This is a genomic window from Achromobacter sp. E1 (genome assembly GCF_037039475.1).
GTDB classification, from domain to species: Bacteria; Pseudomonadota; Gammaproteobacteria; order Burkholderiales; family Burkholderiaceae_B; genus Achromobacter; species Achromobacter mucicolens.
This window is the reverse complement of record NZ_CP146253.1, coordinates 1,362,379-1,386,065: the sequence shown is the minus strand read 5'-3', so window position 1 is coordinate 1,386,065 and position 23,687 is coordinate 1,362,379. Positions and strand designations below refer to the sequence as shown.

The following is a 23,687-nucleotide window of genomic DNA, read 5'->3' as shown; positions in this document are numbered from 1 at the left end:
TCAGACCCGGCGAACGGCCATCGAGCCGTTGGTGCCGCCAAAACCGAACGAATTGGACAGGCCCACGTCGATCTTCATCGGCCGCGCCTCGTTGGCGCAGTAATCCAGATCGCATTCCGGATCCTGATTGAAGATGTTGATCGTCGGAGGCGAGACCTGGTTGTAGACGGCCAAGGTCGTGAACACGGCTTCGATGCCGCCGGCCGCGCCCAGCAGGTGGCCCGTCATGGACTTGGTCGAGTTGACCACCAGCTTCTTGGCGTGGTCGCCGAACGCCAGCTTCAGCGCATCGGTTTCGTTCTTGTCGCCCAGCGGCGTGGACGTGCCGTGCGCGTTGACGTACTGGACGTCTTCGGGATTCAGGCCACCGTTGCGCAGCGCGTTGATCACGCCGCGGCGCGGGCCGTCCTTGTCCGGCGCGGTGATGTGGTGAGCGTCGGAGCTCATGCCGTAGCCAGCCAGTTCACCGTAGATGCGCGCGCCGCGCTTCTTGGCGTGCTCGTACTCTTCCAGAACCAGGACGCCTGCGCCCTCGCCCAGCACAAAGCCGTCGCGGTCGCGGTCCCAGGGACGCGAAGCGGTCTGAGGGTCATCGTTGCGGGTCGACAGCGCGCGCATGGCGGCAAAGCCGCCGATGCCCAGCGGCGACACGGTCGACTCGGCGCCGCCGGCCACCATGACGTCGGCATCGCCGTATTCGATCAGGCGGGCTGCATCGCCGATGCAGTGCAGGCCGGTCGTGCAGGCCGACACCACAGCATAGCTGGGGCCCTTCATGCCATAGGCGATCGACAGATGCCCGGAAATCAGGTTGATCAGCGAACCCGGCACGAAGAACGGCGAAATGCGCCGCGGGCCCTTGGCAAGGTACTCGACCTGGGTTTCTTCGATGCGCGGCAGACCGCCGATGCCGGAGCCCACGATCACGCCGATACGCTCGGCGTTTTCTTCGGTGACTTCCAGGCCGCAATCGCGCCAGGCCTGCATTCCGGCAGCCAGGCCGTAATGGATGAACGTATCCATCTGGCGGGCTTCCTTGGCCGAAATATAGGTACTGATGTCGAAGTCTTTGACTTCGCCAGCAATGTGGGTGGTGATGGCCGAGGGATCGAAACGGGTGATGCGGCTGATGCCAGAACGTCCGTTGACGATATTGTCCCAAGCGGTGGTCAGATCATTTCCTACGGGGGAAACGATACCCAGGCCGGTGATGACGACACGTCGCTTCACGGATGACTCCTCAAACAGACAAAAGAAAGGCGGTTTTCGGGAAGCGCTGCGCGTGTGGACCACATGAAGGCAGGCGAGGCGTTATAACGCCTTGCCTGCCGGTGGACCACACGGCACTCCTGAAACCGCCCTGATTCCAGGTTGGCCGACGATATCGGGCAACCAGGACGATATAGGCTGAGCTTACTGCTTACCGTGCGAATTGATGTAGTCAATCGCTTGTTGCACGGTCGTGATCTTTTCGGCCTCTTCGTCGGGGATCTCGGTCTCGAATTCGTCTTCGAGGGCCATGACCAGTTCGACCATGTCGAGCGAATCGGCACCGAGGTCGTCAAGGAAGGAGGACTCGTTCTTGATCTCGGCTTCGTTGACGCCAAGTTGTTCAGCGACGATCTTCTTGACGCGCTGTTCGATGCTTTCCATGCAGATCTCCAATTGGGAAAAATCCCGCGAATTATAGCCAAGCGCGGAGTGATGCAACGCCTGACCGTGACAAAAATAACACCGCGCATTTGTTCTGTCGCCGAGAGCGGCGCAGGAAGACCATGTGCGGCGTTTCCGGAGAATCGCGCCCCGCCTTGCCGGTTGCCCGGCGGCGACGCGCGATTCGTGATTTATTGCATGTACATCCCGCCGTTGACGTGCAGGGTGGTGCCGGTAATGTAACCCGCCTGAGGCCCGGACAAAAAGGCCACGGCATGCGCAATGTCAGTCGGAGAGCCCAGACGGCCCAGCGGAATCTGCTGCAGCAGCGCCGCGGTCTGGTTTTCGCCCAGCGCACGCGTCATGTCGGTATCGATGAAGCCAGGAGCCACGCAGTTCACGGTGATGTTGCGGCTGCCCAGCTCACGCGCCAGCGCACGGGACATGCCTGCCACGCCGGCCTTCGCGGCCGCGTAGTTGGCTTGGCCCGCGTTGCCGCTGGAACCCACCACGGAAGTCACGTTGATGATGCGTCCCCAACGAGCCTTCATCATGCTGCGCAGCACGGCGCGCGACAGGCGGAAGACCGACGCGAGGTTGGTGTCGATGACCGCCGACCAGTCGTCGTCCTTCATGCGCATCGCCAGCGTATCACGGGTGATGCCGGCGTTATTGACGAGGATGTGCGGACCGCCGCCTTCCTTACCCAGCGCGTCGATCAGCGCGTCGCAAGCGGCAGCGTCGGTCACGTCGAGCACCACGCCGCGGCCGCCAAACGGCGCCAGCGCTTCGGTGATGCCGGCCGCGCCCGATTCGGACGTGGCAGTGCCGACGACGGTTGCGCCGCGTGCGGCCAGTTCCAGGGCGATCGCCCGGCCAATGCCGCGCGTGGCGCCCGTGACGAGCGCGATCTTGCCCTGCAGTTCGGTCGAGGTGTTGTCCATTGATCAGTTTCCGTTGACGGCAGCCAAAGCCGCTTCCAGCGAAGCGGGATCGGTGATGGCCAGGCCGGTGAGTTCGGGGTCGATGCGTTTGGTCAGGCCGGCGAGCACCTTGCCGGGACCGCACTCGATGACGTGCGTGACGCCTTGCGCCTTCATGGCGCGCAGGGTTTCGACCCAGCGCACAGGATGCCACGCCTGGCGCACCAGCGCATCACGGATTGCCGCGGGTTCCGTGGGCGAGGCCACATCGACGTTGTTGATGACCTGCACCTGCGGCGCGGACACGGCGGCGCCGGCAAGCGCGCCAGCCAGCACGTCGGCGGCCGGCTTGAGCAGGCTGGAATGGAACGGCGCGGAAACGGGCAGCAGCAAGGCGCGCTTGGCGCCGGCGGCCTTGGCCAGTTCGCAGGCACGTTCGACGGCGGCCTTGTGGCCGGCGATCACGACTTGCGCCGGCGCATTGAAGTTGACGGCTTCGACGACTTCGCCTTGCGCGGCTTGCGCACACGTGGCGCGCACGGCATCGTCGTCCAGGCCGAGGATGGCGGCCATGGCGCCGGTGCCGACCGGCACGGCGGCCTGCATGGCATCGGCGCGCACGCGCACCAGACGCACCGCGTCTTCCAGCGTCAGCGAGCCCGCGGCAGTCAGCGCGGCGTACTCGCCCAGGCTGTGGCCGGCCACGACATCAGGCTTGCGGCCGCCCGCGGCCACCCATGCGTTGTAGAACGCCACGCCAGCGGTCAGCATGGCCGGCTGGGTGTTGGTGGTCAGGTTCAGTTGTTCCGCGGGACCCTGCGCGATCAGCGCGCCCAGGTCCTGCCCCAGGGCCTCGGAGGCACGCGCCACGGTGTCGGTGACCGCCGCCACGCCGGACCAGGCGTCCAGCATGCCGACAGCTTGCGAACCCTGGCCAGGAAAGACAAAAGCGATTTTCATGATTGAGCGTGTGGATTGATTCAGTGTCTGTGTGGGATGCCAGGCGCGCTCTCAGGCCGCCGGCGGCACACGTGCCGCCGCAGCCCGGGCACGCCCTTACATGCGGGCCAGTACCGAGCCCCAGGTGAATCCGCCGCCGACGCCTTGCATCAGGATGAGCTGGCCCGGCTTGACGCGGCCGTCGCGGCGCGCGGCATCGAGCGCGAGCGGCACGCTGGCCGCGGACGTGTTGGCATGACTGTCGACGGTGATGACGACCTTCTCGACCGGTACGTCCAGCTTGCGGGCAAGGAAATTCAGGATGCGCACGTTGGCCTGATGCGGGATCAGCCAATCGACGTCGGCAACGGTGACGCCGGCTTCGGCGCAGGTGTCGCGCGCGGAACGGTCCAGCACGGTGACGGCCTGCTTGAAGACGGCCTGGCCGTCCATGCGCAGGAAGGGATCGCCCGTGACGTCGCCATAGGCCACGTTGCCGGCCGCGCTCAGGATCTTCATCTGGCTGCCGTCGGCGTGCAGTTGCGCGGCCATGATGCCGGGCTTGTCGGACGCCTTGAGCACCACGGCGCCCGCGCCGTCGCCAAACAGCACGCAGGTGCTGCGATCGTTCCAGTCGAGGATGCGCGAGAACACTTCGGCGCCGATCACCAGCGCGCAGCGCGCGCGGCCCGCGCGGATGAAGCTGTCGGCGGTGGTGAGCGCGTAGACGAAGCCGCTGCACACGGCCTGCACGTCGAACGCGGCCGAGCCCTTGGCGCCGAGGTTGGCCTGCACCAGGCAAGCCGTGCTGGGGAACACGAAATCGGGGGTGGACGTGGCCACGATGACGAGGTCGATCTCGGAAGCGTCGACGCCCGCATCGGCCAGCGCGCGGCGCGAGGCCTCGGTGGCCAGCTGGCTGGTGGTCACCCCACGCTCGGCCAGATGGCGCTGACGGATGCCCGTGCGCTCGACAATCCATTCGTCCGAGGTGGCGATGTCGCGCGTCGCCAGTTCCGCAGCCAGTTCGTCATTCGAAACCACGCGTTCCGGCAGGAAGCTGCCGGTGCCCGCGATCACGGAGTATTTCATTGCGGTATCCATCAAGCGGTATCCCCAGCCACGTTGGGCGACGCCGCCGAGGGGCGATCGCCGGATTGAACGCGCTTGGTAATTTGAGCGACCGTCTGCGCGGTGCGCTCCAGCAGTTTACTCACTACGGCTTCGCGGGCGCGTTGCAAGGCAAAACCGAAGGCGTAAACGTCCGCGGAACCGTGGCTCTTGATGACCACGCCGCGCAAGCCCAGCAAGGCTGCGCCGTTGTAGCGGCGGTTGTCCACGCGGTTGCGCAGGCGGTTCAGCACAGGCTTGGCCACCGCGCCGGCGATCAGCGTGATCAGATTGCGCTTGAACTCTTCGCGAATGATGCTGGACAGCATCTTCGCCAGTCCTTCGACGGACTTGAGCACGACGTTGCCGACAAAGCCGTCGCAGACGACGACGTCGACCGTGCCCTTGAAGATGTCATTGCCTTCGACGTTGCCGTAGAAGTTCAGCGGGCTGCCGCGCAGAAGCTCGGCGGCTTCCTTGACGACTTCGTTGCCCTTGATGACTTCTTCGCCAATGTTCAGCAAACCCACGGTGGGGTTGTCGCGATGGTCCACCGCCTGCGACAGCGCGGCGCCCATGATGGCGAATTGCAGCAGGTGCTCGGCCGTGCAGTCCACGTTCGCGCCAAGGTCCAGCACCGTGGTGGCGCGGCCCGTCTGGTTCGGAATGGACGTGGCGATCGCCGGGCGGTCGATGCCGTCCAGCGTCTTGAGCACATAACGGGAAATGGCCATCCAGGCGCCGGTGTTGCCCGCGGAAACGCAGGCGTCCGCCCGCCCATCCTTGACGGATTGGGCAGCGAGGCGCATGGAGGAGTCTTTTTTGCGGCGCAGGGCGACCTCGACCGGGTCGTCCATGGTGACGACTTCGGAAGCCGCCACGATCTCAATGCGATCGCGCGCCACGTTGCGGTGCTCGGCGAGCGCCGCTTCGATGGCGTCGGGAAGCCCGACCAACAATAGCCGGGTATCCGGAAATTGCCGGGCGAACTCGATCGCAGCCGGAATCGTGACGGGCAGACCGAAGTCTCCGCCCATACAGTCTATGGCGATGCGTATCACGGGTGCCAGGTATCAGCGCTCAGCCGAAATGGTCCGAGTACGAGTTCGGCCCGGGGGCCTTATTCGTCGGCCTTGGTCTTCAGGACCTTGCGGCCACGATAGAAGCCGTTGGGGCTGATGTGGTGACGCAGGTGCGTTTCACCGGTGTTGGGTTCGATGGCGGTCGACGGGGCCACCAGAAAATCGTGCGAACGGTGCATACCGCGCTTGGAGGGGGACTTCTTGTTTTGTTGAACGGCCATGATGACTCCTAGAAACGGGGCGCATTGTACGCGATGCGGCCCGATGTTGATCTCAATCTTTGTGCTTCAGTTGTTCCAGCACCGCAAACGGCGACGGACGCTTGACAGCGGGCTCCTCTTCAGGAGCTTCGCTGGCCTTGGCCTGCGCGCCCGGGCATACATCATGCTTGGGCACATACGGAATGCTCAGAATGAGCTCATCTTCGATCTGGGCCAACAGATCAAAATGATGCGAACCCACCACCTTTTCAGGCAGGTGGGCCACAGAATCCCTTCCTACGCCTTCGTCGCCCTCGTCGTCGTCATCGTCGCCGTGATCGGCAAAGGAATGATCGTCGTCGAGGTCGTCTTCGGATTTGACCAGTTGCAGCACGACTTCGCTGTTCACCGGATAGGCAAACGGCACATTGCACCGCTGGCACATCACCACCGGATTGGCCCGCACATGCAGGCGCAAAAGCGGCTGACCCAACAGCAAGCCGGTCTTGCCTTCTTCGCCTTGCACGGACCAGGTCACAAGCCCGGCTTCGCCCAGCGGTTGCTCGGGCAAGCCGTCAACCACGCGGCCAAGCCGCACCAAGGCGATGGCGCCCTGCGCGCTTTTGCCCAGTCGGGCAAAGGCAAAGGCGTCGATGCGCTTTATACCGGTTTCCACGGGCGCGGCTTCCAGTGCTTTGCCGGCTAAGGCTTTGTCGGCCAGAGCTTTGTCCGCCGGCGCTGCATTCACACCAGCACCGGCCGATCCGTCCGCGCGGCGACCCAAGTCGCCAGGCTTTCCCTTCGGGGTCATGATGATGTTCCTGCAAAAATGCCGCAAAACGTTAGATAATACTGTGACTTACGTATTACCGTCAAATGCCGCATGCCCTCAATGCCTAGCCTGATCCTCGCGTCCAGCTCTCGATACCGCAAAGAACTGTTGTCGCGCCTGCGCCTGCCGTTCACCGCGATTTCCCCCGATGTAGACGAAACGCCACAATCCGGCGAAACCCCCGAGGCGCTGGCGCTGCGACTGTCCGTTGCCAAGGCAATGGCGGTGGCCGCCACGAACCCGGGCAGCATCGTGATCGGCTCTGATCAGGTGGCGACCGTGGATGGAACCCCCATCGGCAAACCGGGCGACTTCACGCGGGCACAGGCGCAACTGCGCGCCCTGTCGGGCCGGATGGTGGAATTTCACAGTGCGCTTGCCGTGACCGATGGCGACCGGGTGGAAAAGGCCGACGTCATTACCCGCTGCCGGTTCCGCCAGCTGCCTGACCATGCCATCGACGCCTATCTGCGGGCCGAGGAACCTTACGATACCGCAGGCAGCGCCAAGGCGGAAAGCCTGGGCATTGCCCTGATGGAAAGCATCCAGAGCGACGATCCCACTGCCATCATAGGCCTGCCGCTGATCGAACTGACGCGCATGCTGGCCACTTTCGGACTGGATCCGCTCGACGCCCCGGGAGCGCCCGCATGACCGGCGCCCTGCACCTGATTCCCGTCAGCCTGGGCGAAGCCCCGCCCGAGCGCTGGCTGCCCGCCGACGTGCGCGCGCTGGCCGGCCGGCTGGACACGTATATCGCCGAGAACGCCAAGACGGCGCGGGCCTTTCTGAAGCTTGTCGGAACCACCCGGCCGCTGCAGGAAATCACCATCCACACCCTGACCGACAAGGCCGATGCCGCGCAGATCAAGGCATGGCTCGAGCCGGCCAGGCGCGGCGCGGAAATCGGGCTGGTTTCCGAGGCGGGCTGCCCAGCCGTCGCCGACCCCGGCGCCAAGGTCGTGGACGCGGCCCATCGCCTGGGGATCCCCGTCAAGCCTTGGGTGGGGCCCTCTTCCATCCTGCTGGGCCTCATGGCAAGCGGCCTGGACGGGCAGCGCTTCGCCTTTCATGGCTACGCGCCCGTGGACCCCGGCGAACGCGCCAAACAATTGCGCGCTTGGGAGCAGCACTCTGCCCGCAACAACCAGACGCAGCTCCTGATCGAGACGCCCTACCGCAACGCCGCGATGTTCGCCACGCTGATCGCCACCCTGAAGGGCGACACCAAGCTCTGCGTGGCGCGCTCGATGACGACGGCGGACGAATGGGTGGTCACGCACACGGTGGCCGACTGGAAAAAGCTGCCCGCGCCCCAGCTGGACAAGCTGCCCACGCTGTTCCTGTACCTGGCCCGCTGACCATGATCCGCCTTTCCTGCACGCTGCTTGCCGCGGCGCTCCTGGCGGGCTGCGCCGCGCGCGGCCCCGCCGGCCTCGATCTGGACACTTCCATCACCGCCGCCAGCCAGAGCAGCCGGGTGCGGTCCGTGGTCGTGCACTACACCACGGTCGACGACGCCGAGTCGCTGCGCCTGCTGTCCAAAGGCAAAGTCAGCGCCCACTACCTGATCGACCTGGACGGTCGCGCGTACCGGCTGGTCGACGAAAACCGCGCCGCGTGGCACGCCGGGGCCAGCTCCTGGTACGGCAACATCGCGATGAACAGCACGTCCATTGGCATCGAGATCGTCAATCCCGGCTGGACCGAGGGCAGCAACGGCGAGCGCGTCTGGCATCCATATGACAGCCGCCAGGTCCGGGCGCTGACCATCCTGTTGCGCGACATCGTCCAACGGCACAACATCGCCCCGGAAAACGTGGTGGGCCACAGCGACATCGCGCCGCAACGCAAGGTGGACCCCGGCCCCCTCTTTCCCTGGAAGTCGCTGGCGGATGCGGGGATAGGACGCTGGTACAACGAGGCCGGCGCGGCCGAGCACCTTGCGCGCCTGCAGACTCAGGGCGTTCCGGATATCGCGTGGTTTCAGAAGCAGCTTCAGCGGCTAGGCTACGCGTGCCCCCAGGACGGCGTACTGGACCGCGCAACGATCAACACGCTGGCCGCATTCCAGATGCACTACCGGCCTGCCCTGCACGACGGCCAGCCCGACGCCGAAACCGCGGCCATCATGCTGGCCATCCTGTAGCCTGGCCGCTGCCCTACGCCCGCCGCCACCACCAGGCGGCGAGGCGCCACCCCAGCAGCACCGCCAACACGGCGGCGTAGATCGCCGGCTCTGTCAGGTCATTCTTGCCGGCCTTGTGCCACCAGTAGTGCAAGATGGCCAGCAGGCCAATCGCGTAGATGGCCCGATGCAGCGTCTGCCAGCGTTTTCCCAGCCGGCGCATCGCCCACTGCGTCGACGTTGCAGCCAGGGCCGTCATCAACACGAAGGCCGAAAATCCCACCATGATGAAGGGACGTTCGGCGATGTCACGCACCATTGCGGCCGGATCGAAGCCACGATCCCACCATACCCAGGCCATGAAATGGAGCGCGGCGTAGAAGAACGCGAACAGTCCGCACATGCGCCGCACGCGCACCAGCGCGGGCTGGCCCGTCAATCGCCGCAGCGGCGTGATCGCCAGCGTGACCAGCAGGCAGACCAGCGCCCAGGTCCCCGAGGATCGGGTCAGAAATTCCACCGGATTGGCAGTGAGCCCATTGTTCACGCCCAGCCATATCCAGCGCGCGAAGGGCGCGATGCCCAGCAGAAACAGCAGCGGCTTGAAGCGCCCGACAGTGCGGGCCGAAAGCTGTGCCTTCGGGTAAGCCGCAGCCGGGGCCACGCGCGGCGTCACAGACATAGAGACGCCCTCAGTAATTGGCCTTCAGGTCCATGCCCTGATAGAGCGATGCCACCTGGTCGCCATAGCCGTTGAACATCAAGGTCTTGCGCTTGGGACTAAACAGGCCGTCCTCACCGATGCGCCGCTCGGTGGCCTGGCTCCAGCGAGGATGCGCGACGTTGGGGTTCACATTGGCGTAGAAGCCGTATTCTTGGGGCGCGGACTTTACCCACGAGGTCACCGGCGGCTTTTCCACCAGCCGGATCTTCACGAGCGACTTGCCGGACTTGAAACCGTATTTCCAGGGCACGGCCAACCGCAGCGGTGCACCATTCTGGTTGGGCAGCACGCGCCCGTAGACCCCGAAGACCAGCATCGCCAGCGGGTGCATGGCCTCGTCCAGACGCAGCCCCTCCACGTAGGGCCAGTCCAGGATGGCCGTACGCACGCCGGGCATGTTTTCCCGCTGCACGGCAGTGACGAACTCGACATACTTGGCGTTGCCGGTCGGCTCCACCTGCTTGAGCACTTCGGACAGGGAATAACCCACCCACGGAATGACCATCGACCAGCCTTCGACGCAGCGCAGGCGATAGACACGGTCTTCCATTGGCGCGAGCTTGAGCAGATCTTCGATGGTGAAGGTGCGGGGCTTGCTGACCTCGCCCTCGACGCTGACGGTCCACGGCTGTGTCTGCAACTTGCCGGCATTTTTTGCCGGATCACCCTTATCTACGCCGAACTCGTAGTAATTGTTGTAGGACGTGACATCCGACAGCGACGTCTGCTTGTCCATGACGCTGAACGCGGGGCTGGGCTTGCCGGGCAGCGCACCGGCCTCCTGGGCATGCGCGGCGCGCGTCGCCCAGCCGGATAACCCGACAGCCGCCGCCGCGGCGCCGGCCCGCAGCATCAGGTCGCGGCGGGATCGCCACACCGCCTCGGAGGTGATCTCGGAAGGGAGAACGTCGTCGGGTTTGCGTATCAGCATCGTAATCTCCGGTATGGCAGCGCGCCTTGCGCGCGCCCCGCATCAATCATGGACGAAGGACGGGACCAAGTTATTCCACGGCGCCGGCCTGGAACATGAAACACCCACGCAATACAGGCGGCGCACCTTCCGGATAGACCTGCCTGCCGGGCGGACGTTCCTGCCGCCCCTTGCTTGCAACCGGCTAGCCGCGTGCGGCAACGCGCGGCATCAGCCATTCACGCATCAGCGGCACCGAGTCGAGCACGGCTTGGGGGGCACACCCCTGAAGCTCTTTCAAGGTATGCGCGCCATAGGTAACGCCCAGACCGTGCACGCCAGCGTTGCAGGCCATCTGCAGATCGTGCGAGGTATCGCCCACCATGATGACCCCCGACGGATCCACGTCCAGCTCCTGCATCAATTCGTGCAACATGGCCGGATGCGGCTTGCTGAAGGTCTCGTCGGCGGTGCGGGTGGCGTCAAAAAGGGGGCCCAGGCCGGTGGCGGCCAGCGCGCGCGTGAGACCGACGCGGCTTTTGCCCGTCGCGACCGCCAGCCGCACGTTCTGGTTGGCCAGGTCGGTCAGCAACTCGTTGATGCCCTCAAACAGGCGCAATTCGGGATCGCGCAGCAGGTAGTGGGTGCGATAGCGTTCAAGGAAGCGCGGCAACATGGCCTGCGTCAATTCGGGGACGGCACGTCGCAATGCGCTTTCGAGGGAGAGGCCGATGACCCAGCTGGCCTCGGAGGCGGTCGGCACCGCGAGCTCAAGGTCGCGGCACGCGCCCTGGATGGCGGCCACGATGCTGTGCGTGGAATCCATCAGGGTGCCATCCCAGTCAAAGACGACCAGCGAATACGACATATCAGGCAGACTCCAGTGATTTCAGAATGTTCCGGCAAGCAGGCGGCAGCTCGGCGGTCAGTGTCATGACCTCGCCCGTCAGGGGGTGAGGAAGGGTGAGGCTGTGGGCATGCAGGAACATGCGGTTGAAGCCTTGGCGCGCAAATTGCGCCCGCACGTCGTCACTGCCGTATTTGTCGTCGCCGACGATGGGAAAGCCGCTTGCGGCCAGATGCACGCGGATCTGGTGCGTGCGCCCGGTGCGCAGCTCGGCGTCGACCAGACTGTAACCGCCAAAACGTTGCTTGAGCGTGACGATGGTGTGCGCCGTCTGCCCGTCCGGGTCCACCTTGACGCGGCGCTCGCCGGATTGCGTGGTCCATTTGGACAAGGACAGCTTGATGTGCTGGCGATCGTTCACCCAGTCGCCCTCGACCAGCGCGAAGTAGTGCTTATCGCTCCGGCCCTCGCGCAGCATGGCGTGCAGGGCCAGCAGCGCGCTGCGCTTCTTGGCAACCATCAGCAGCCCGGAGGTCTCGCGGTCCAGCCGGTGCACCAATTCCAGGAACTTTGCCTGGGGACGGGCCGCGCGCAATTGCTCGATCACCCCGAACGACACGCCACTGCCCCCGTGGACCGCCACGCCGGCGGGCTTGTCCACCACCAGCATCGCATCGTCTTCAAACACGATGGGGAATTCGGCCGCGGGCACGGGCCGGGGCTTGCCCGGGTCGGGCAGGCGCAAGGGCGGAATGCGGACCACATCGCCCTCTTGCACCCGGTAATCGACCTGGATGCGTCCCTTGTTGACGCGCACTTCGCCGCCCCGGATGGCCTTGTAGATATGCGTCTTGGGCACCCCCTTGCACAGCCGCATGAGGAAGTTGTCCAGGCGCTGGCCGGCGTGCTCGGCGCCCACTTCGACCATGCGGACGGCGGGGGCTGCTTTAGAGGCGGATACAGGGGAGGAAGTTTCTTTGCGCATTGCGGAAAGCGACATATAATCGGGACAGCCTAAAGGGGCTGAACAAGCCGCCTGGCGTAGAGATGCAACCAACACGCAACTCCGTCGAGCGCGCGGGCCGCCATTGTACTGCCTGCTCATTCAACCCCTGGGTCTCTTGGTCGCCGGCGCAACCGAGCCCTGTGGAATAGTGGTGTGGCATTCATCTTGCCCGCTTTTCCGGCAGGTCCGTTGCATGCCGCAAGCGGCTCTGAAGCACTGCAAGAATCGTCGCATATTTAAAGCACCAGCTGCGTGTAGGCAACCAATCCGACCGCAGCTGCCGTTCCCCAGCACAACTCCGTCAAACCACATTCAGTGAAGCTGACCCTCCTGCTGAAAGAACCCCGTGCCCCACGGCACGACGTGCCCGCCTGACCCGCGGCGGATACGCCTGGGCGCCGCCCAGGTACGGTCCGCATCTTCTTGCCCGCTTCAGCCGCAGCCCGAGTGGCCCGAGGTCACGCGCCGATATCGGCGCGTCATGACAACGGAGAAACCCTCTCATGAAGCGCATGCTGTTTAATGCGACGCATCAGGAAGAATTACGCGTCGCTATCGTCGATGGGCAAAAACTCATCGACCTTGACATCGAGACTGCCGGCCGCGAACAGCGCAAAGGCAACATCTACAAAGGTGTCATTACCCGGATCGAACCCGGCCTCGAAGCTTGCTTCGTCAACTACGGCGAGGACCGCCACGGCTTTCTGCCCTTCAAGGAAGTTGCCCGCAGCTTCTTCAAGGAAGGCGTGGATGTCCGCACCGCCCGTATCCAGGACGCCCTGCGCGAAGGCCAGGAACTGATCGTCCAGGTCGAAAAGGAAGAACGCGGCAACAAGGGCGCTGCCCTGACCACGTTCATCTCGCTGGCCGGCCGCTACCTGGTCCTGATGCCCAACAACCCCCGCGGCGGTGGTGTTTCGCGCCGCGTCGAGGGCGAGGATCGCCAGGAACTGCGCGACACGATGGAGCAGCTCGATCTGCCCCAGGGCATGAGCATCATCGCCCGCACCGCAGGCATCGGCCGCAACGTCGAAGAGCTGCAATGGGACCTGTCCTATCTGCTGCAGCTCTGGACCGCCATCGACGGCGCCGCGCGCGACAACTCCGCGCCCATCCTGATCTACCTCGAATCCAGTCTGGTCATCCGCGCGATCCGCGATTACTTCTCGCCGGAAATCGGCGAGATCCTGATCGATACCGACGAGATCGCCGACCAGGCCACCGCCTTCATGAGCGTGGTGATGCCGGACAACGTCCAGCGCGTCAAACGCTACCGTGACGACATCCCCCTCTTCTCGCGCTTCCAGATCGAACACCAGATCGAGACGGCCTACTCGCGCACCGTGCAACTGCCCTCGGGCGGCGCCATCGTCATTGACCACACCGAAGCGCTGGTGTCCGTCGACGTGAACTCGGCCCGCTCGACCCGCGGCGCCGACATCGAGGAAACCGCGCTGCGCACCAACTCGGAAGCGGCTGACGAAGTGGCCCGCCAGTTGCGCCTGCGCGACCTGGGCGGCCTGATCGTCATCGACTTCATCGACATGGAAGACAGCAAGAACCAGCGCGCCGTCGAACAGCGCCTGCGTGATGCCCTCCATTTCGACCGTGCCCGCGTCCAGATGGGCAAGATCTCGCGCTTTGGCCTGATGGAACTGTCGCGCCAGCGCCTGCGCCCCGCCCTGAACGAAGGCTCGCACATCACCTGCCCGCGCTGCAACGGCACCGGCGTGATCCGCGACGCCGAATCCAGCGCCCTGCACGTGCTGCGCCTGCTGCAGGAAGAAGCCATGAAGGAGAACACCGCGGCGGTCCACGCCCAGGTGCCCGTCGACGTGGCCACCTACCTGCTGAACGAAAAGCGCGCCGACATCACCAAGATGGAAGCCCGCCTGAAGGTCAACCTGATGCTGATCCCCAACAAGCATCTGGAAACGCCGCACCACCACATCGAGCGCCTGCGCCACGACGACCCCCGCCTGGAAGAAGTGAAGACCAGCTTCGAACTGGTGGAAGCGCCTGCCACGGACGCGCCCTGGCAGCCCCGCGAGAACGAAATCAAGTCGCGCCCGGAAGCCCTGGTCAAGGGCATCACGCCCTCGCAGCCCGCTCCCGTCTCCACGCCCGCAGCGCCGGCCGCGGCACCTGCCGCGCCCGCAGCAGGCGCCGGTCTGGGCGGTCTGTTCAAGCGGCTGGTCGGCTGGCTGACCGGCGGCTCCGAGCCCGCCAAGCCCGCGCCTGCCGCCACCGAGGAAACCGCCAAGCGCGCCGCCCCGGCCCGTGGCAAGGGCCGTAACGGCCATGACGGCCAGGACCGCCGCGGTGAACGCCACGGTTCCGACCGCAACCGCAATCGCCGCGGCGAAGGCCGTGGCGAAGGCGCCGAGGCCACCGAAGGCGGCCGTCACCACGTGCGTGGCAATCGCCGCTCGGACGCCGAGCGCGGCGAACGCAACAACCGTGGCGAAGGCCGCGGCGAGCGCGACGCGCCGGCCGCCACCCAGGCAGCCCTGGCGTCCGCCCGTCCTGAACAAGCCCCTGAGCTCAACGGCGACGACACCGGCGCAGGCCGCAACCGCCGTCGTGGCCGTGGCCGCAACCGCCGCGAGGAAGGCCAGGCCGACGCGCCGATGAGCGAACAGGAAAGCATGGTCGCCGCGCTGGCCCAGACGGTCGCCACCGCGCTGCCCGACTCCAAGTCGGATGCCAAGCCTGCCGCCGAAGCTGCCATGGACACCGCTGACGCCGACGATCTGTCCGCCGAAGCGATCCCGGGCGTTGAAGGCGCCGAAGGCGCGGCCGATCCGGAGCGCAAGCGCCGCCGCCGCCGCAGCCGCCGTGGCCGCCGCAGCCAGGACGAAGCTGGCCTGGCCGGCAGCGACGAGCAGCAGGAAGACGGCGCCGAAGACGCTGGCGAGCAGCAGGCCGAAGGCGTCGACGCCCAAGCCGCCGAGCCGGTTCAAACCGCAGCCGCCGAGGCAGCGCCCGCCCCGGCCCAGCCGGTTCAAGCGCCGGCCCAGCCCGTGCAGACCGCCGCGCAGCCCGAGCAAGCACCGTCCGAACCGGTTCAAGCGCCCAAGGCTGAACCTGTCCAGGCCGCCTCAGAGCCCGCCGTTGAGCGCGCGGCTGAGCCCGCGATCGAGCCCCTGACCCAAGCCGCGGCTGAACCCGTCGCCCAACCGGTCCAGACGGCTCCCGAAGCGACCCCGCCCGTCACCGTGCAACCCGCAAGCGAGGCTTCGGTCCCCGCCGCGCCGGTGCAGGCGCCGGTGGAAGCGCCTGCCGTCGAACCGGTCGTCCCGGCCCCGGCAGCTGCGCCCGCCCCCGCGCCCGTCGCGCCGGCCCCCGCGCCGGTGGCTCCGGCCAGCGCGCAGCAGCCCATCGTGGTGCCCGCCGCTGCCCCCGCCGCCAAGGCGCAGGCCTTGCACGACGTGGTCAACGCCGCTGGCCTGAAGTGGGTGGAAACCGATCCGGAACGCCACGCACAGACGCAGCAACGCATTGCTGCCTCGTATGCGCCGGTTCGCCTGGGCCGCGAGCGCAAGCCCGTGACGCCCGTCTCGAACGAGCCGCTGGTTCAGGTCGAAACGCGCCACTAAGCCGCTGGACCGCCAGGCCCCCGGGGCCTGGCCCTGAGAAGCACAACACCCCGCACACCGGAAACGGTCTGCGGGGTGTTTTTTTTGCCTCGAGCGGCGTCAGTCGCTTGCCGAATGGCGCGCCTGCGGATCGAGGGCGCGGCCCGCTTCCTCCACAAAGGCTTCCGCCAGGGCCGAATGCGGCATGTGACGCGCCCACAGAATGCCCATCCGGCGCAGCGGCGCTCGGCCGGGCAGCAGCACACGCTTGACGCGGCGGCTGTCGAGCCAATCCGGCGCCCAATCCGGCACCAGCGACACGCCCAGCCCCTCCGAGACCATGCAGGCAATGCCCATCAGGCCGTCGACCTCCAGCCGCTCGCGGGGCGCAATGCCATGCTGGCGCAGGTATTGGTCTGCCAGCCGCCCGCCCCAGACATTGCGGTCGTAGCGGATGAAGGGTTGCGTGCGCATCAGCTCGTGCGCGTCGTTGCCCGGCGTGTCGGGCGGGGCGAGCACGACCAACGGCTCCTCGGTCACCTGCTTCCAGGCGTAGCCCTTGGACAGGTTGAATTGCGGCTTGACGATGAACGCCGCATCCAGGTCAGCGTTGATGACGCGGTGGTACAGATGGTTGGAAGTGCCGGGCTCCATGAAGACCGCCAGCTTGGGCATGCGCCGGTACAGCCGGGCCAGCACGATGGGCATGATGCCGGTCAAGGCCGACGCCGAGACGCCCAGGCGCAGCTCGCCGAGCGGCGCGTCGTCCGCGGCGCTGGCCCGCAGGTCGCGCACCTCGCGCAGCACGCTGCGGGCGCGCTCGAGCACTTTCAGGCCGGCTTCGGTCGCCTTGACGCTGCGGCCGACACGCTTGATCAGCGTGGCGCCCAGCTCTTCTTCCAGCGTGCGCACGCGCGCCGCGATGGCGGCGGGGGTCAGGTCCAGCCGCCGCGCGGCCTCGGCGAGCGAGCCGCTCTCGATGACCGACACAAAGCTCTGCACATAGCGCGTATCCACGGTCTCCCCCTTTTCTTGACGTGTGGCAAACCACAACAATTTTATGGATTGAAGCCATTAAACAGCAGATGTTCGCAGGACAGATCAATGCCAGAATCGGAAATCGCAGCCGCGCGACCGCGGCGCGCTTTTTCCATCCTTCCAATAACGAGTAGAGACATGACGACCCCTGCCCGCATTCCCGGCGTTTTTTCTCCTGTCCTGACGCCGTTCGACGAGCGCTACCGCCCGGCACTGGGGCGCTACGTGAAGCACTGCCGCTGGCTGCGCGATCAGTCCGTCGGACTGGCCATCTTCGGCACCAACTCCGAGGCCAACTCGCTGTCGCTGGAAGAAAAGCACACGCTGCTGGACGCGCTGCTCGAAGCGGGGGTGGAACCGTCGGCGCTGATGCCGGGCACGGGCGCCTGCGCGCTGCCCGATGCCATTTCGCTGACGCAGCATGCCGTGCGCAGCGGCAGCATGGGCGTGCTGGTCCTGCCGCCCTTTTATTACAAAGGGGTCAGCGACGAAGGCCTTTTCCGCTACTACGCCGAGCTGATCGAGGGCGTGGGCGACGACAAGCTGCGCATGTATCTCTATCACATCCCGCCCGTGAGCCAGGTGCCCCTGAGCCTGGCCCTCATCGAGCGTCTGCTCGATCGTTATCCCGGCATCGTCGCCGGCGTGAAGGACAGCGGCGGCGATTGGGCCAACACGGCCGCGATGATCGAGCGCTTTTCGCCCCGCGGATTCCAGGTCTATGCGGGCAGCGAGGCATTCCTGTTGCAGACCCTGCGCGCGGGCGGCGTGGGCTGCATCACGGCCACGGGCAACGTCAATCCGGGTCCGATCGTGGCGCTCCAGCAGCGCTGGCAGGAGGCGGACGCCGACGAGCGTCAGGCGGGCCTGAACGCCACGCGCAACGTGTTCCAGCAGTTTCCGATGATTCCCGCCATGAAGGCGGCCATCGCCTGGAAGTCCGGCGATGCGGCGTGGGCCACGGTAAGGCCGCCGCTGGTGGAACTGAATGCCTCGCAGACAGAGGGGCTGAAGGCCGCGTTGCAGGCGAACGGGTTTGAGATGCCAGGCGCCGCCGCGCTGTCCGACGCCTGAGCGCTTCTGCACCACACGCGAAGGGTCAACACGCGGACGGTCAATACGCTGACCGTCCGCGGCGCCGCCGTCTTGCGGGGCGGTCAGCTCACCACGCCGATATTCCACGGCACGAATTCGTGGTCCCCCAGTCCCAGCAACTCGCTCTTGCTGCGGTCGCCAGAGGCTACCCGCAGGATTTCCTCGAAGATCCGCTGCGCCACCTCCTGCAGGGTTGCCGTGCCGTCCAGGATGTCGCCGCAGTTGACGTCCATGTCTTCGGTCAGCCGGTCGAACATCGGCGTATTGGTGGCCAGCTTGATCGAGGGCACCGGCTTGGCGCCGAACATCGAGCCGCGGCCGGTCGTAAAGCAGATGATGTTGGCGCCGCCCGCGATCTGCCCCGTTGCCGACACGGGATCGAACCCCGGCGTGTCCATGAACACCATGCCCGGCTGCCGGACAGGTTCCGCGTAGCGGTAGACCTCCATCAGCGCCGTGGTGCCGCCCTTCATCGACGAGCCCAAGGATTTTTCAAAGATGTTGGCAAGGCCGCCCATCTGGTTGCCCGGACTGACCTTGCCGTTGATCTGTACGTCGCGCCCCGGTGAGTACTCTTCCTTCCACCAGCGGATGCGCTGCACCAGCTTCTCGCCGACTTCGCGATTGCGCGCCCGTGACGTCAGCGTATGCTCGACGCCATAGATCTCCGGCGTCTCCGACAGGATGGCAGTGCCGCCATGCCGCACCAGGATATCCATGGCCGCGCCCAGCGCCGGATTGGCGGTGATCGACGAAAAGCCATCCGAACCGCCGCATTGCAGGCCGATCTTCAGGTGCCGCGCCGGCACCGGCTCGCGCCGCGCGTCGTTCGCGGCCGGCAGCATCGCCTTCACCGCGGCAACGCCGGCCTCGATCGTTTTGCGGGTGCCGCCCGTCTCCTGCATGATGAAGGTCTGCAGCCGCGCGCCCGCCTCCAGGCCCTGGTCCTTGAGCAACGCATCGAGCTGATTGCGTTCGCACCCGAGGCCGACGATCAGCACGCCCGCAAAATTTGCGTGACAGGCGTATCCGCCCATCGTGCGCCGCAAGAGATCCATCGGCTCGCCGGACATCTCCATGCCGCAGCCCATGCCGTGACTCAGCGCCACCACGCCGTCCACATTCGGATAGGCGTTCATGACATCCTGCGTGAACGCGGCCGCAATCCGGTGCACCACCGTGGCCGAACAGTTCACCGTGGCAAGAATCCCGATGTAGTTGCGCGTGCCCACCTGCCCGTTGGCGCGCACGATGCCCTGGAATTGCGCCTGCTCCGATTCGGGCAGGATTTGCGTCGGGACGTAGTCCCGCGCGTGCGCATAATCGCGGTCGAATTCCTGGAAATCCATGTTGTGCGAATGCACGTACGTGCCCGCCGGGATGTCGGTGGCGGCAAAGCCGATGCAGACGTTGTATTTCAGGATGGGTTCGCCCGCGCGCAGGTCGCGCGCCGCGATCTTGTGGCCGGCGGGCACTTGGCTGCGGCTGACAAGGTTTTCGGAGGGTACGGCAGTGCCGATGCCGATGGGCACGCGCGCCACCACGACGTTGTCTGCGGAATGCAGCCGGATGACGGGGCCGGCGGCGCGTTTTTCGGTGAAGTCGATCATGTCATTGTCTCGGGTGAATGAATGGGAGCCGCCGCTGAACGGCTCCCGCTGACGCCCGCCCAGGGGCGCCAGCACGTGGTGACCGCGTTATTCCGGCTTGATGCCGATGTCGCGGATCAGTACCGACCAGCGCGGCAGTTCGGCGCCCACGAATTGGCTGAAGGCCGCCGAATCGCTGCCCACCACCGTGAACCCTTGCTCGCTCAGCTTGGCCTGCATGTCCTGTTGCGCCAGCGCGGTGCGGATGGAATTGGACAGCTTCTCGATCACCGGCTTGGGCGTCTTGGCCGGCGCGAACACGCCATACCAGGTCGACACCTCGAAGTCCTTGAAGCCCGATTCGGCCAGCGTGGGAATCTGCGGCGCCTTGGGATCGCGCTTCAGGCTGGTGATCGCCAGCGGACGCACCTTGCCCGAGGCGATGTGCGGCAGCGCCACCGGCAGGTTCGCAAACATGTAGGGCACGTGTCCGCCCAACACGTCGGCGATCGCCGCCGATTCGCCCTTGTAGGGCACGTGCGTGACCTTGGTGCCGACCCGGTGCGCGTACAACTCACCCGCGATGTGTTGCGGGCCGCCCTGGCCGGAGGACGCATAACTGAGCGCGCCGTTGCCTGCCTTGCGGATGTGCTCGGTCAGCTCGCCGACGCTTTTCACATCGATCATCGCGGGGTTGACCACGAGGATGAGGGGCATCGTCACGATCTGCGATACCGGTTCGAAGTCGGTCTCGGGTTTGAACGGCAGCGTGGGGAACAGGGACGGCGCCACGACCATGGTGGATTGCGATCCCAGGAACAGCGAGTAGCCATCGGCGGGCGAGCGGGCCACGTTGTCGGCCGCGATCGTGCCCGTGGCGCCGGCGCGGTTTTCCACCACCACCTGCTGACCCAGGCTGTCGGCCATCTTGGCGCCTACCAGCCGCGCCACGATATCGGCGCCGCCACCCGGCGCGAAGCCGACGACCATGCGCAGGGGCTTGGTGGGAAATTCGTCGGCCAGCACGGCGACCGGGGCGGCCGCCAGCGACAGGACAAGACCGGCGGCGCCGGCAATGCGCGCCAAGCGGCGCGCCTTCATACAGGGGTATTTCATCTGCGTCTCCGTGTGCCGCCTGCCGGGCCTGCCCCCCATCACGCATGCAGCGGCGGATCGAAGCCTCCCACGACGGCTCGTTGTGGTTTTGGGTGTTGCCAGGGCATTCTGGCCATTGCACTCAACACCAACAAGTACGTGAACACGCAGTCAAACGATAATTTTTTTGTGGTTTTAGCGGTGGCCCCAGGATGACCGGCGGCCCAGGCGACGCACAAAAAAAACCACCCGAGAACGGGTGGTTTTCAAGATCTGCGCCCGGGACGTTCCGGCAGGCGGGAACGCTCAGGACGTCACGATGCGATCAGAACTGGTACGTGTAGGTGAGTTGCACCACGTCCAGGCCCGGGTTCGGGCGCTTGATGCTGGCATTCGAGAAGTGCGAATAGCGCACGCCGATGCGGTTGTTCGGCGTGAGCAGGAAGCCAACGCCGACGTGGTCGCCGAATTGGAAGGCCGTGCTGATGTTTTCGTCGGCGAAGCGCGTGCTGGAGAACAGCGTGGCGCCGATACCCGCTTCGATGTAGAAGCGTTCGCCGGTCCACCAGCGGAACATCGGGATGGCGCTGAACTGCCACACATGGCCGGGCGAACGCGAACCGTCAGCCTGCCAATAGGAGGCGCCGAATTCCGGCGTCAGGTCCAGCCGGCCCCAGTTGCCGCCGAATTGATAGGTCCAGAGCGAGGCAGTTTCGTAGTTCAGGGTCAGGCGCTTGTAGTGATCGCCAATGCCGTAGTGCAGGCTGACGCCGCCCTGCGTGCCCTCGGACGACTGGGCGCTGGCAAAGGTGGCAACGCCTGCCAGGGCCAGGCCGGCAAGGCGCGTCAGCATTTTCTTCTTCGTCGACTGCATGGGATTAACTCCATCTATTTCTGGACTAACGGGGAACATTAGCAAAATCCGGACCAACCCGCCTTACGCATGTCGCAATATGGCAACAAACGGACATGAAAAAGACTGTTCCGGACCACGCGTAATTCAAGCTTGAGATTTTGCGCTAGGCGCCTTAGCAAGTGGCGTGCCCGGGCTTTGAAGCTGCGCGCAAAAACAAAAATGCCGCCCGAAGCACGAAGCTGCTGGCGGCATTTTCCGAAGCCGGCACTGCCGTCATGCGGCAGCCCGGCGCCGGCAGCATTGTCAGGCAGTAACCACGTCCGCCGGCTGATTGGTCAGCAGCGCCAGCAGGCGGGCGATTTCTTCGCGAAGCTGGCGGCGATCCACGACCATGTCGATGGCGCCCTTTTGCAGCAGGAATTCCGCGCGCTGGAAGCCTTCCGGCAGCTTTTCCCGCACGGTCTGTTCGATCACGCGCGGGCCGGCAAAGCCGATCAGGGCCTTGGGTTCGGCAATGACGACGTCACCCATGAACGCAAAGCTGGCCGACACACCGCCCATCGTGGGATCGGTCAGGACGCTGATGAACGGCAGGCCGGCGGCCGACAGACGGGTCAGCATGGCGTTCGTCTTGGCCATCTGCATGAGCGACAGCAGGCTTTCCTGCATGCGCGCGCCGCCCGAAGCGGCCACGCAGATGAACGGCGTCTTGTTGTCCAGGGCTGCCTGCGCGCCGCGCGCAAAGCGCTCGCCCACTACCGAGCCCATCGAGCCGCCCATGAATTCGAATTCAAAGCAGGCCAGCGTGGCGGGCACGCCGCGGATCGAGCCGCTCATGACCACCAGCGCGTCGGATTCGCCCGTGGCCTTGACGGCCTCTTGCAGGCGCTCGGGATACTTGCGCGTGTCCTTGAACTTCAGGGTGTCGACCGAACGCGTGGTCTGGCCGATTTCAACGCGGCCTTCCATGTCGAGCAGCGAATCGATCCGGGCGCGAGCCCCGATCCGCATGTGGTGGTCGCACTTGGGGCAGACGTGAAGGTTGGCTGCCAGGTCTTCGCTATACAGCACCGATTCGCACGACGGGCATTTCACCCAAAGGCCTTCGGGAACGCGGCGGGCGCCGCTGTCGCTGGTTTTGTTGATGCGAGGCGGCAGGAGTTTATCGATCCAGCTCATTGAGTATTCATCCCGTTTGAGATCGCGACCCGGCCGCTCAGGCCGACGCGTTCTCTCGTTTTACTTGATCCAGCGCCTGCCGGATGGTGCGCAGCCAGCCGCTGGCGGCGGCGACTGCGGCGTCGGTTTGCTGGGCAGCCGGTGCGTTGGCGACCGCCTGCTCCATGGTTTCAATCAGTTTGCTGCCAATGACCACGGCGTCGGCCGATCGGGCCACGCGCTGGGCGCTTTCGGCATCGCGGATGCCGAATCCCACGCCGACCGGAATGTCGCGCACGTGGCGGCGAATCAGGGCCACGCGGTCGGCGACGTCGTCGGTGTTCAGCGAACCCGCGCCCGTCACACCCTTGAGCGACACGTAATACACGTAGCCGCGCGCCACCGTGGCGACGGCCTTGATGCGTTCTTCTGTGGACGTGGGCGCCAAAAGGAAGATGGGCGCAATGCCGTGCTCACCCAGGGTGGCGGCGAACTCGATGACTTCCTCGGGCGGATAGTCCACGACCAGCACGCCGTCCACGCCGGCCTGCGCGGCGCGGCTGGCGAATTCTGCCTGCCCCATGCGTTCGATGGGATTGGCGTAGCCCATCAGCACCACCGGCGTCGCGGTGTCGCGCTGGCGGAAATCTGCCACCAGTTCGAGCACGCGGGCCAGGCCCACGCCCTGCGCGATGGCGCGGTCGGCGGCGCGTTGGATGACGGGGCCATCGGCCATGGGATCCGAGAACGGCACGCCCAGTTCGATGACGTCGGCGCCGGCATCCACCAGCGCGTGCATCAGCGGCACGGTGGCGCCGGGGGAAGGATCGCCGGCGGCGATGTAGGGAATCAGGGCTGCGGCGCGGCCGGACTCTGCGGTGCGCGCGAAAGCCGCGGCAATGCGATCGGTGCGGGTTGTCATGT

23 protein-coding genes are annotated in these 23,687 nt (G+C 65.7%); 5 read left to right on the top strand and 18 right to left on the bottom strand.

Features of this window, described 5'->3' with window-relative positions; all coding sequences use genetic code 11:
- The 8 genes from fabF to V6V88_RS06280 form a co-directional block, all read right to left on the bottom strand.
- Positions 1 to 1,230, bottom strand: coding sequence for a beta-ketoacyl-ACP synthase II (gene fabF / locus V6V88_RS06315; protein WP_056321908.1), 1,230 nt, complete (start codon positions 1,228 to 1,230; stop codon positions 1 to 3).
- 183 nt (positions 1,231 to 1,413) lie between these two features.
- The gene (gene acpP, locus V6V88_RS06310; protein ID WP_003813816.1) at positions 1,414 to 1,653 is read right to left on the bottom strand and encodes an acyl carrier protein; all 240 of its coding nucleotides are present in this window, start codon (positions 1,651 to 1,653) and stop codon (positions 1,414 to 1,416) included.
- Between the two features lie 191 nt (positions 1,654 to 1,844).
- A complete protein-coding gene (fabG, locus tag V6V88_RS06305) occupies positions 1,845 to 2,597 on the bottom strand; it encodes a 3-oxoacyl-ACP reductase FabG (RefSeq protein ID WP_056321905.1) in 753 nt (250 codons plus the stop codon).
- Between the two features lie 3 nt (positions 2,598 to 2,600).
- On the bottom strand, positions 2,601 to 3,536 hold the full coding sequence (gene fabD, locus V6V88_RS06300; RefSeq protein WP_280001804.1) for an ACP S-malonyltransferase: 936 nt from the start codon (positions 3,534 to 3,536) through the stop codon (positions 2,601 to 2,603).
- Between the two features lie 96 nt (positions 3,537 to 3,632).
- The gene (locus tag V6V88_RS06295) at positions 3,633 to 4,619 is read right to left on the bottom strand and encodes a beta-ketoacyl-ACP synthase III (protein WP_056321898.1); all 987 of its coding nucleotides are present in this window, start codon (positions 4,617 to 4,619) and stop codon (positions 3,633 to 3,635) included.
- Positions 4,619 to 5,686 carry a phosphate acyltransferase PlsX gene (gene plsX, locus V6V88_RS06290; RefSeq protein ID WP_056321895.1) on the bottom strand — a complete coding sequence of 356 codons (1,068 nt, stop codon included), beginning with the start codon at positions 5,684 to 5,686 and terminating at the stop codon, positions 4,619 to 4,621. Before plsX ends, V6V88_RS06295 begins: the two co-directional genes overlap by 1 nt.
- Positions 5,687 to 5,745: 59 nt before the next feature.
- Positions 5,746 to 5,928, bottom strand: a complete 183-nt coding sequence (gene rpmF, locus V6V88_RS06285) for a 50S ribosomal protein L32 (protein WP_006218037.1) — start codon at positions 5,926 to 5,928, stop codon at positions 5,746 to 5,748.
- 52 nt (positions 5,929 to 5,980) lie between these two features.
- Positions 5,981 to 6,718: a DUF177 domain-containing protein gene (locus V6V88_RS06280; protein ID WP_081101007.1), complete on the bottom strand. Its 738-nt coding sequence runs from the start codon at positions 6,716 to 6,718 to the stop codon at positions 5,981 to 5,983.
- Positions 6,719 to 6,790: 72 nt separating this feature from the next.
- Between V6V88_RS06280 and V6V88_RS06275 the strand changes: the two genes are divergently transcribed.
- From V6V88_RS06275 to V6V88_RS06265, 3 genes are read left to right on the top strand one after another with little or no spacing between them, the layout of a single operon-like run.
- A complete protein-coding gene (locus tag V6V88_RS06275) occupies positions 6,791 to 7,393 on the top strand; it encodes a Maf-like protein (protein ID WP_338618452.1) in 603 nt (200 codons plus the stop codon).
- Positions 7,390 to 8,100, top strand: a complete 711-nt coding sequence (locus V6V88_RS06270; protein WP_280001809.1) for an SAM-dependent methyltransferase — start codon at positions 7,390 to 7,392, stop codon at positions 8,098 to 8,100. The genes V6V88_RS06275 and V6V88_RS06270 overlap by 4 nt, the downstream gene beginning before the upstream one ends.
- A gap of 2 nt (positions 8,101 to 8,102) precedes the next feature.
- Positions 8,103 to 8,888, top strand: coding sequence for an N-acetylmuramoyl-L-alanine amidase (locus V6V88_RS06265; protein WP_152383696.1), 786 nt, complete (start codon positions 8,103 to 8,105; stop codon positions 8,886 to 8,888).
- Positions 8,889 to 8,901: 13 nt separating this feature from the next.
- Here V6V88_RS06265 and msrQ read toward each other — a convergent pair whose 3' ends face one another.
- The 4 genes from msrQ to V6V88_RS06245 form a co-directional block, all read right to left on the bottom strand.
- Complete coding sequence (gene msrQ, locus V6V88_RS06260; RefSeq protein WP_338618446.1) at positions 8,902 to 9,549, bottom strand: protein-methionine-sulfoxide reductase heme-binding subunit MsrQ; 648 nt, start codon at positions 9,547 to 9,549, stop codon at positions 8,902 to 8,904.
- A 10-nt stretch (positions 9,550 to 9,559) separates the two neighbouring features.
- The gene (gene msrP, locus V6V88_RS06255) at positions 9,560 to 10,522 is read right to left on the bottom strand and encodes a protein-methionine-sulfoxide reductase catalytic subunit MsrP (RefSeq protein ID WP_062840555.1); all 963 of its coding nucleotides are present in this window, start codon (positions 10,520 to 10,522) and stop codon (positions 9,560 to 9,562) included.
- Positions 10,523 to 10,706: 184 nt separating this feature from the next.
- A complete protein-coding gene (locus tag V6V88_RS06250) occupies positions 10,707 to 11,369 on the bottom strand; it encodes an HAD family hydrolase (protein ID WP_062840554.1) in 663 nt (220 codons plus the stop codon).
- A gap of 1 nt (position 11,370) precedes the next feature.
- Entirely contained in the window at positions 11,371 to 12,348 is a 978-nt protein-coding gene (locus V6V88_RS06245) for an RluA family pseudouridine synthase (protein ID WP_108005066.1), read from the bottom strand.
- 509 nt (positions 12,349 to 12,857) lie between these two features.
- Here V6V88_RS06245 and V6V88_RS06240 point away from each other — a divergent pair.
- Positions 12,858 to 15,953 (top strand): Rne/Rng family ribonuclease, encoded by a 3,096-nt coding sequence (locus V6V88_RS06240; RefSeq protein WP_223574579.1) that lies wholly within the window; start codon positions 12,858 to 12,860, stop codon positions 15,951 to 15,953.
- 99 nt (positions 15,954 to 16,052) lie between these two features.
- Here V6V88_RS06240 and V6V88_RS06235 read toward each other — a convergent pair whose 3' ends face one another.
- Complete coding sequence (locus V6V88_RS06235) at positions 16,053 to 16,949, bottom strand: LysR family transcriptional regulator (RefSeq protein WP_056322728.1); 897 nt, start codon at positions 16,947 to 16,949, stop codon at positions 16,053 to 16,055.
- A gap of 159 nt (positions 16,950 to 17,108) precedes the next feature.
- Here V6V88_RS06235 and V6V88_RS06230 point away from each other — a divergent pair, with 159 nt between their 5' ends.
- Positions 17,109 to 18,044 carry a dihydrodipicolinate synthase family protein gene (locus tag V6V88_RS06230; protein ID WP_280001815.1) on the top strand — a complete coding sequence of 312 codons (936 nt, stop codon included), beginning with the start codon at positions 17,109 to 17,111 and terminating at the stop codon, positions 18,042 to 18,044.
- A gap of 83 nt (positions 18,045 to 18,127) precedes the next feature.
- On the opposite strand, the gene V6V88_RS06225 is transcribed toward V6V88_RS06230, so the two are convergent.
- From V6V88_RS06225 to trpA, 5 genes are all read right to left on the bottom strand, one after another.
- Positions 18,128 to 19,675 (bottom strand): altronate dehydratase family protein, encoded by a 1,548-nt coding sequence (locus V6V88_RS06225; protein WP_223574578.1) that lies wholly within the window; start codon positions 19,673 to 19,675, stop codon positions 18,128 to 18,130.
- 87 nt (positions 19,676 to 19,762) lie between these two features.
- On the bottom strand, positions 19,763 to 20,770 hold the full coding sequence (locus V6V88_RS06220; protein WP_338618439.1) for a tripartite tricarboxylate transporter substrate binding protein: 1,008 nt from the start codon (positions 20,768 to 20,770) through the stop codon (positions 19,763 to 19,765).
- Positions 20,771 to 21,074: 304 nt separating this feature from the next.
- A complete protein-coding gene (locus V6V88_RS06215; protein ID WP_056321866.1) occupies positions 21,075 to 21,623 on the bottom strand; it encodes an acyloxyacyl hydrolase in 549 nt (182 codons plus the stop codon).
- A gap of 285 nt (positions 21,624 to 21,908) precedes the next feature.
- Positions 21,909 to 22,784, bottom strand: coding sequence for an acetyl-CoA carboxylase, carboxyltransferase subunit beta (accD, locus tag V6V88_RS06210; RefSeq protein ID WP_056321862.1), 876 nt, complete (start codon positions 22,782 to 22,784; stop codon positions 21,909 to 21,911).
- Positions 22,785 to 22,821: 37 nt separating this feature from the next.
- Positions 22,822 to 23,685: a tryptophan synthase subunit alpha gene (trpA, locus tag V6V88_RS06205; RefSeq protein ID WP_056321859.1), complete on the bottom strand. Its 864-nt coding sequence runs from the start codon at positions 23,683 to 23,685 to the stop codon at positions 22,822 to 22,824.
- Between the last annotated feature and the right edge of the window lie 2 nt (positions 23,686 to 23,687).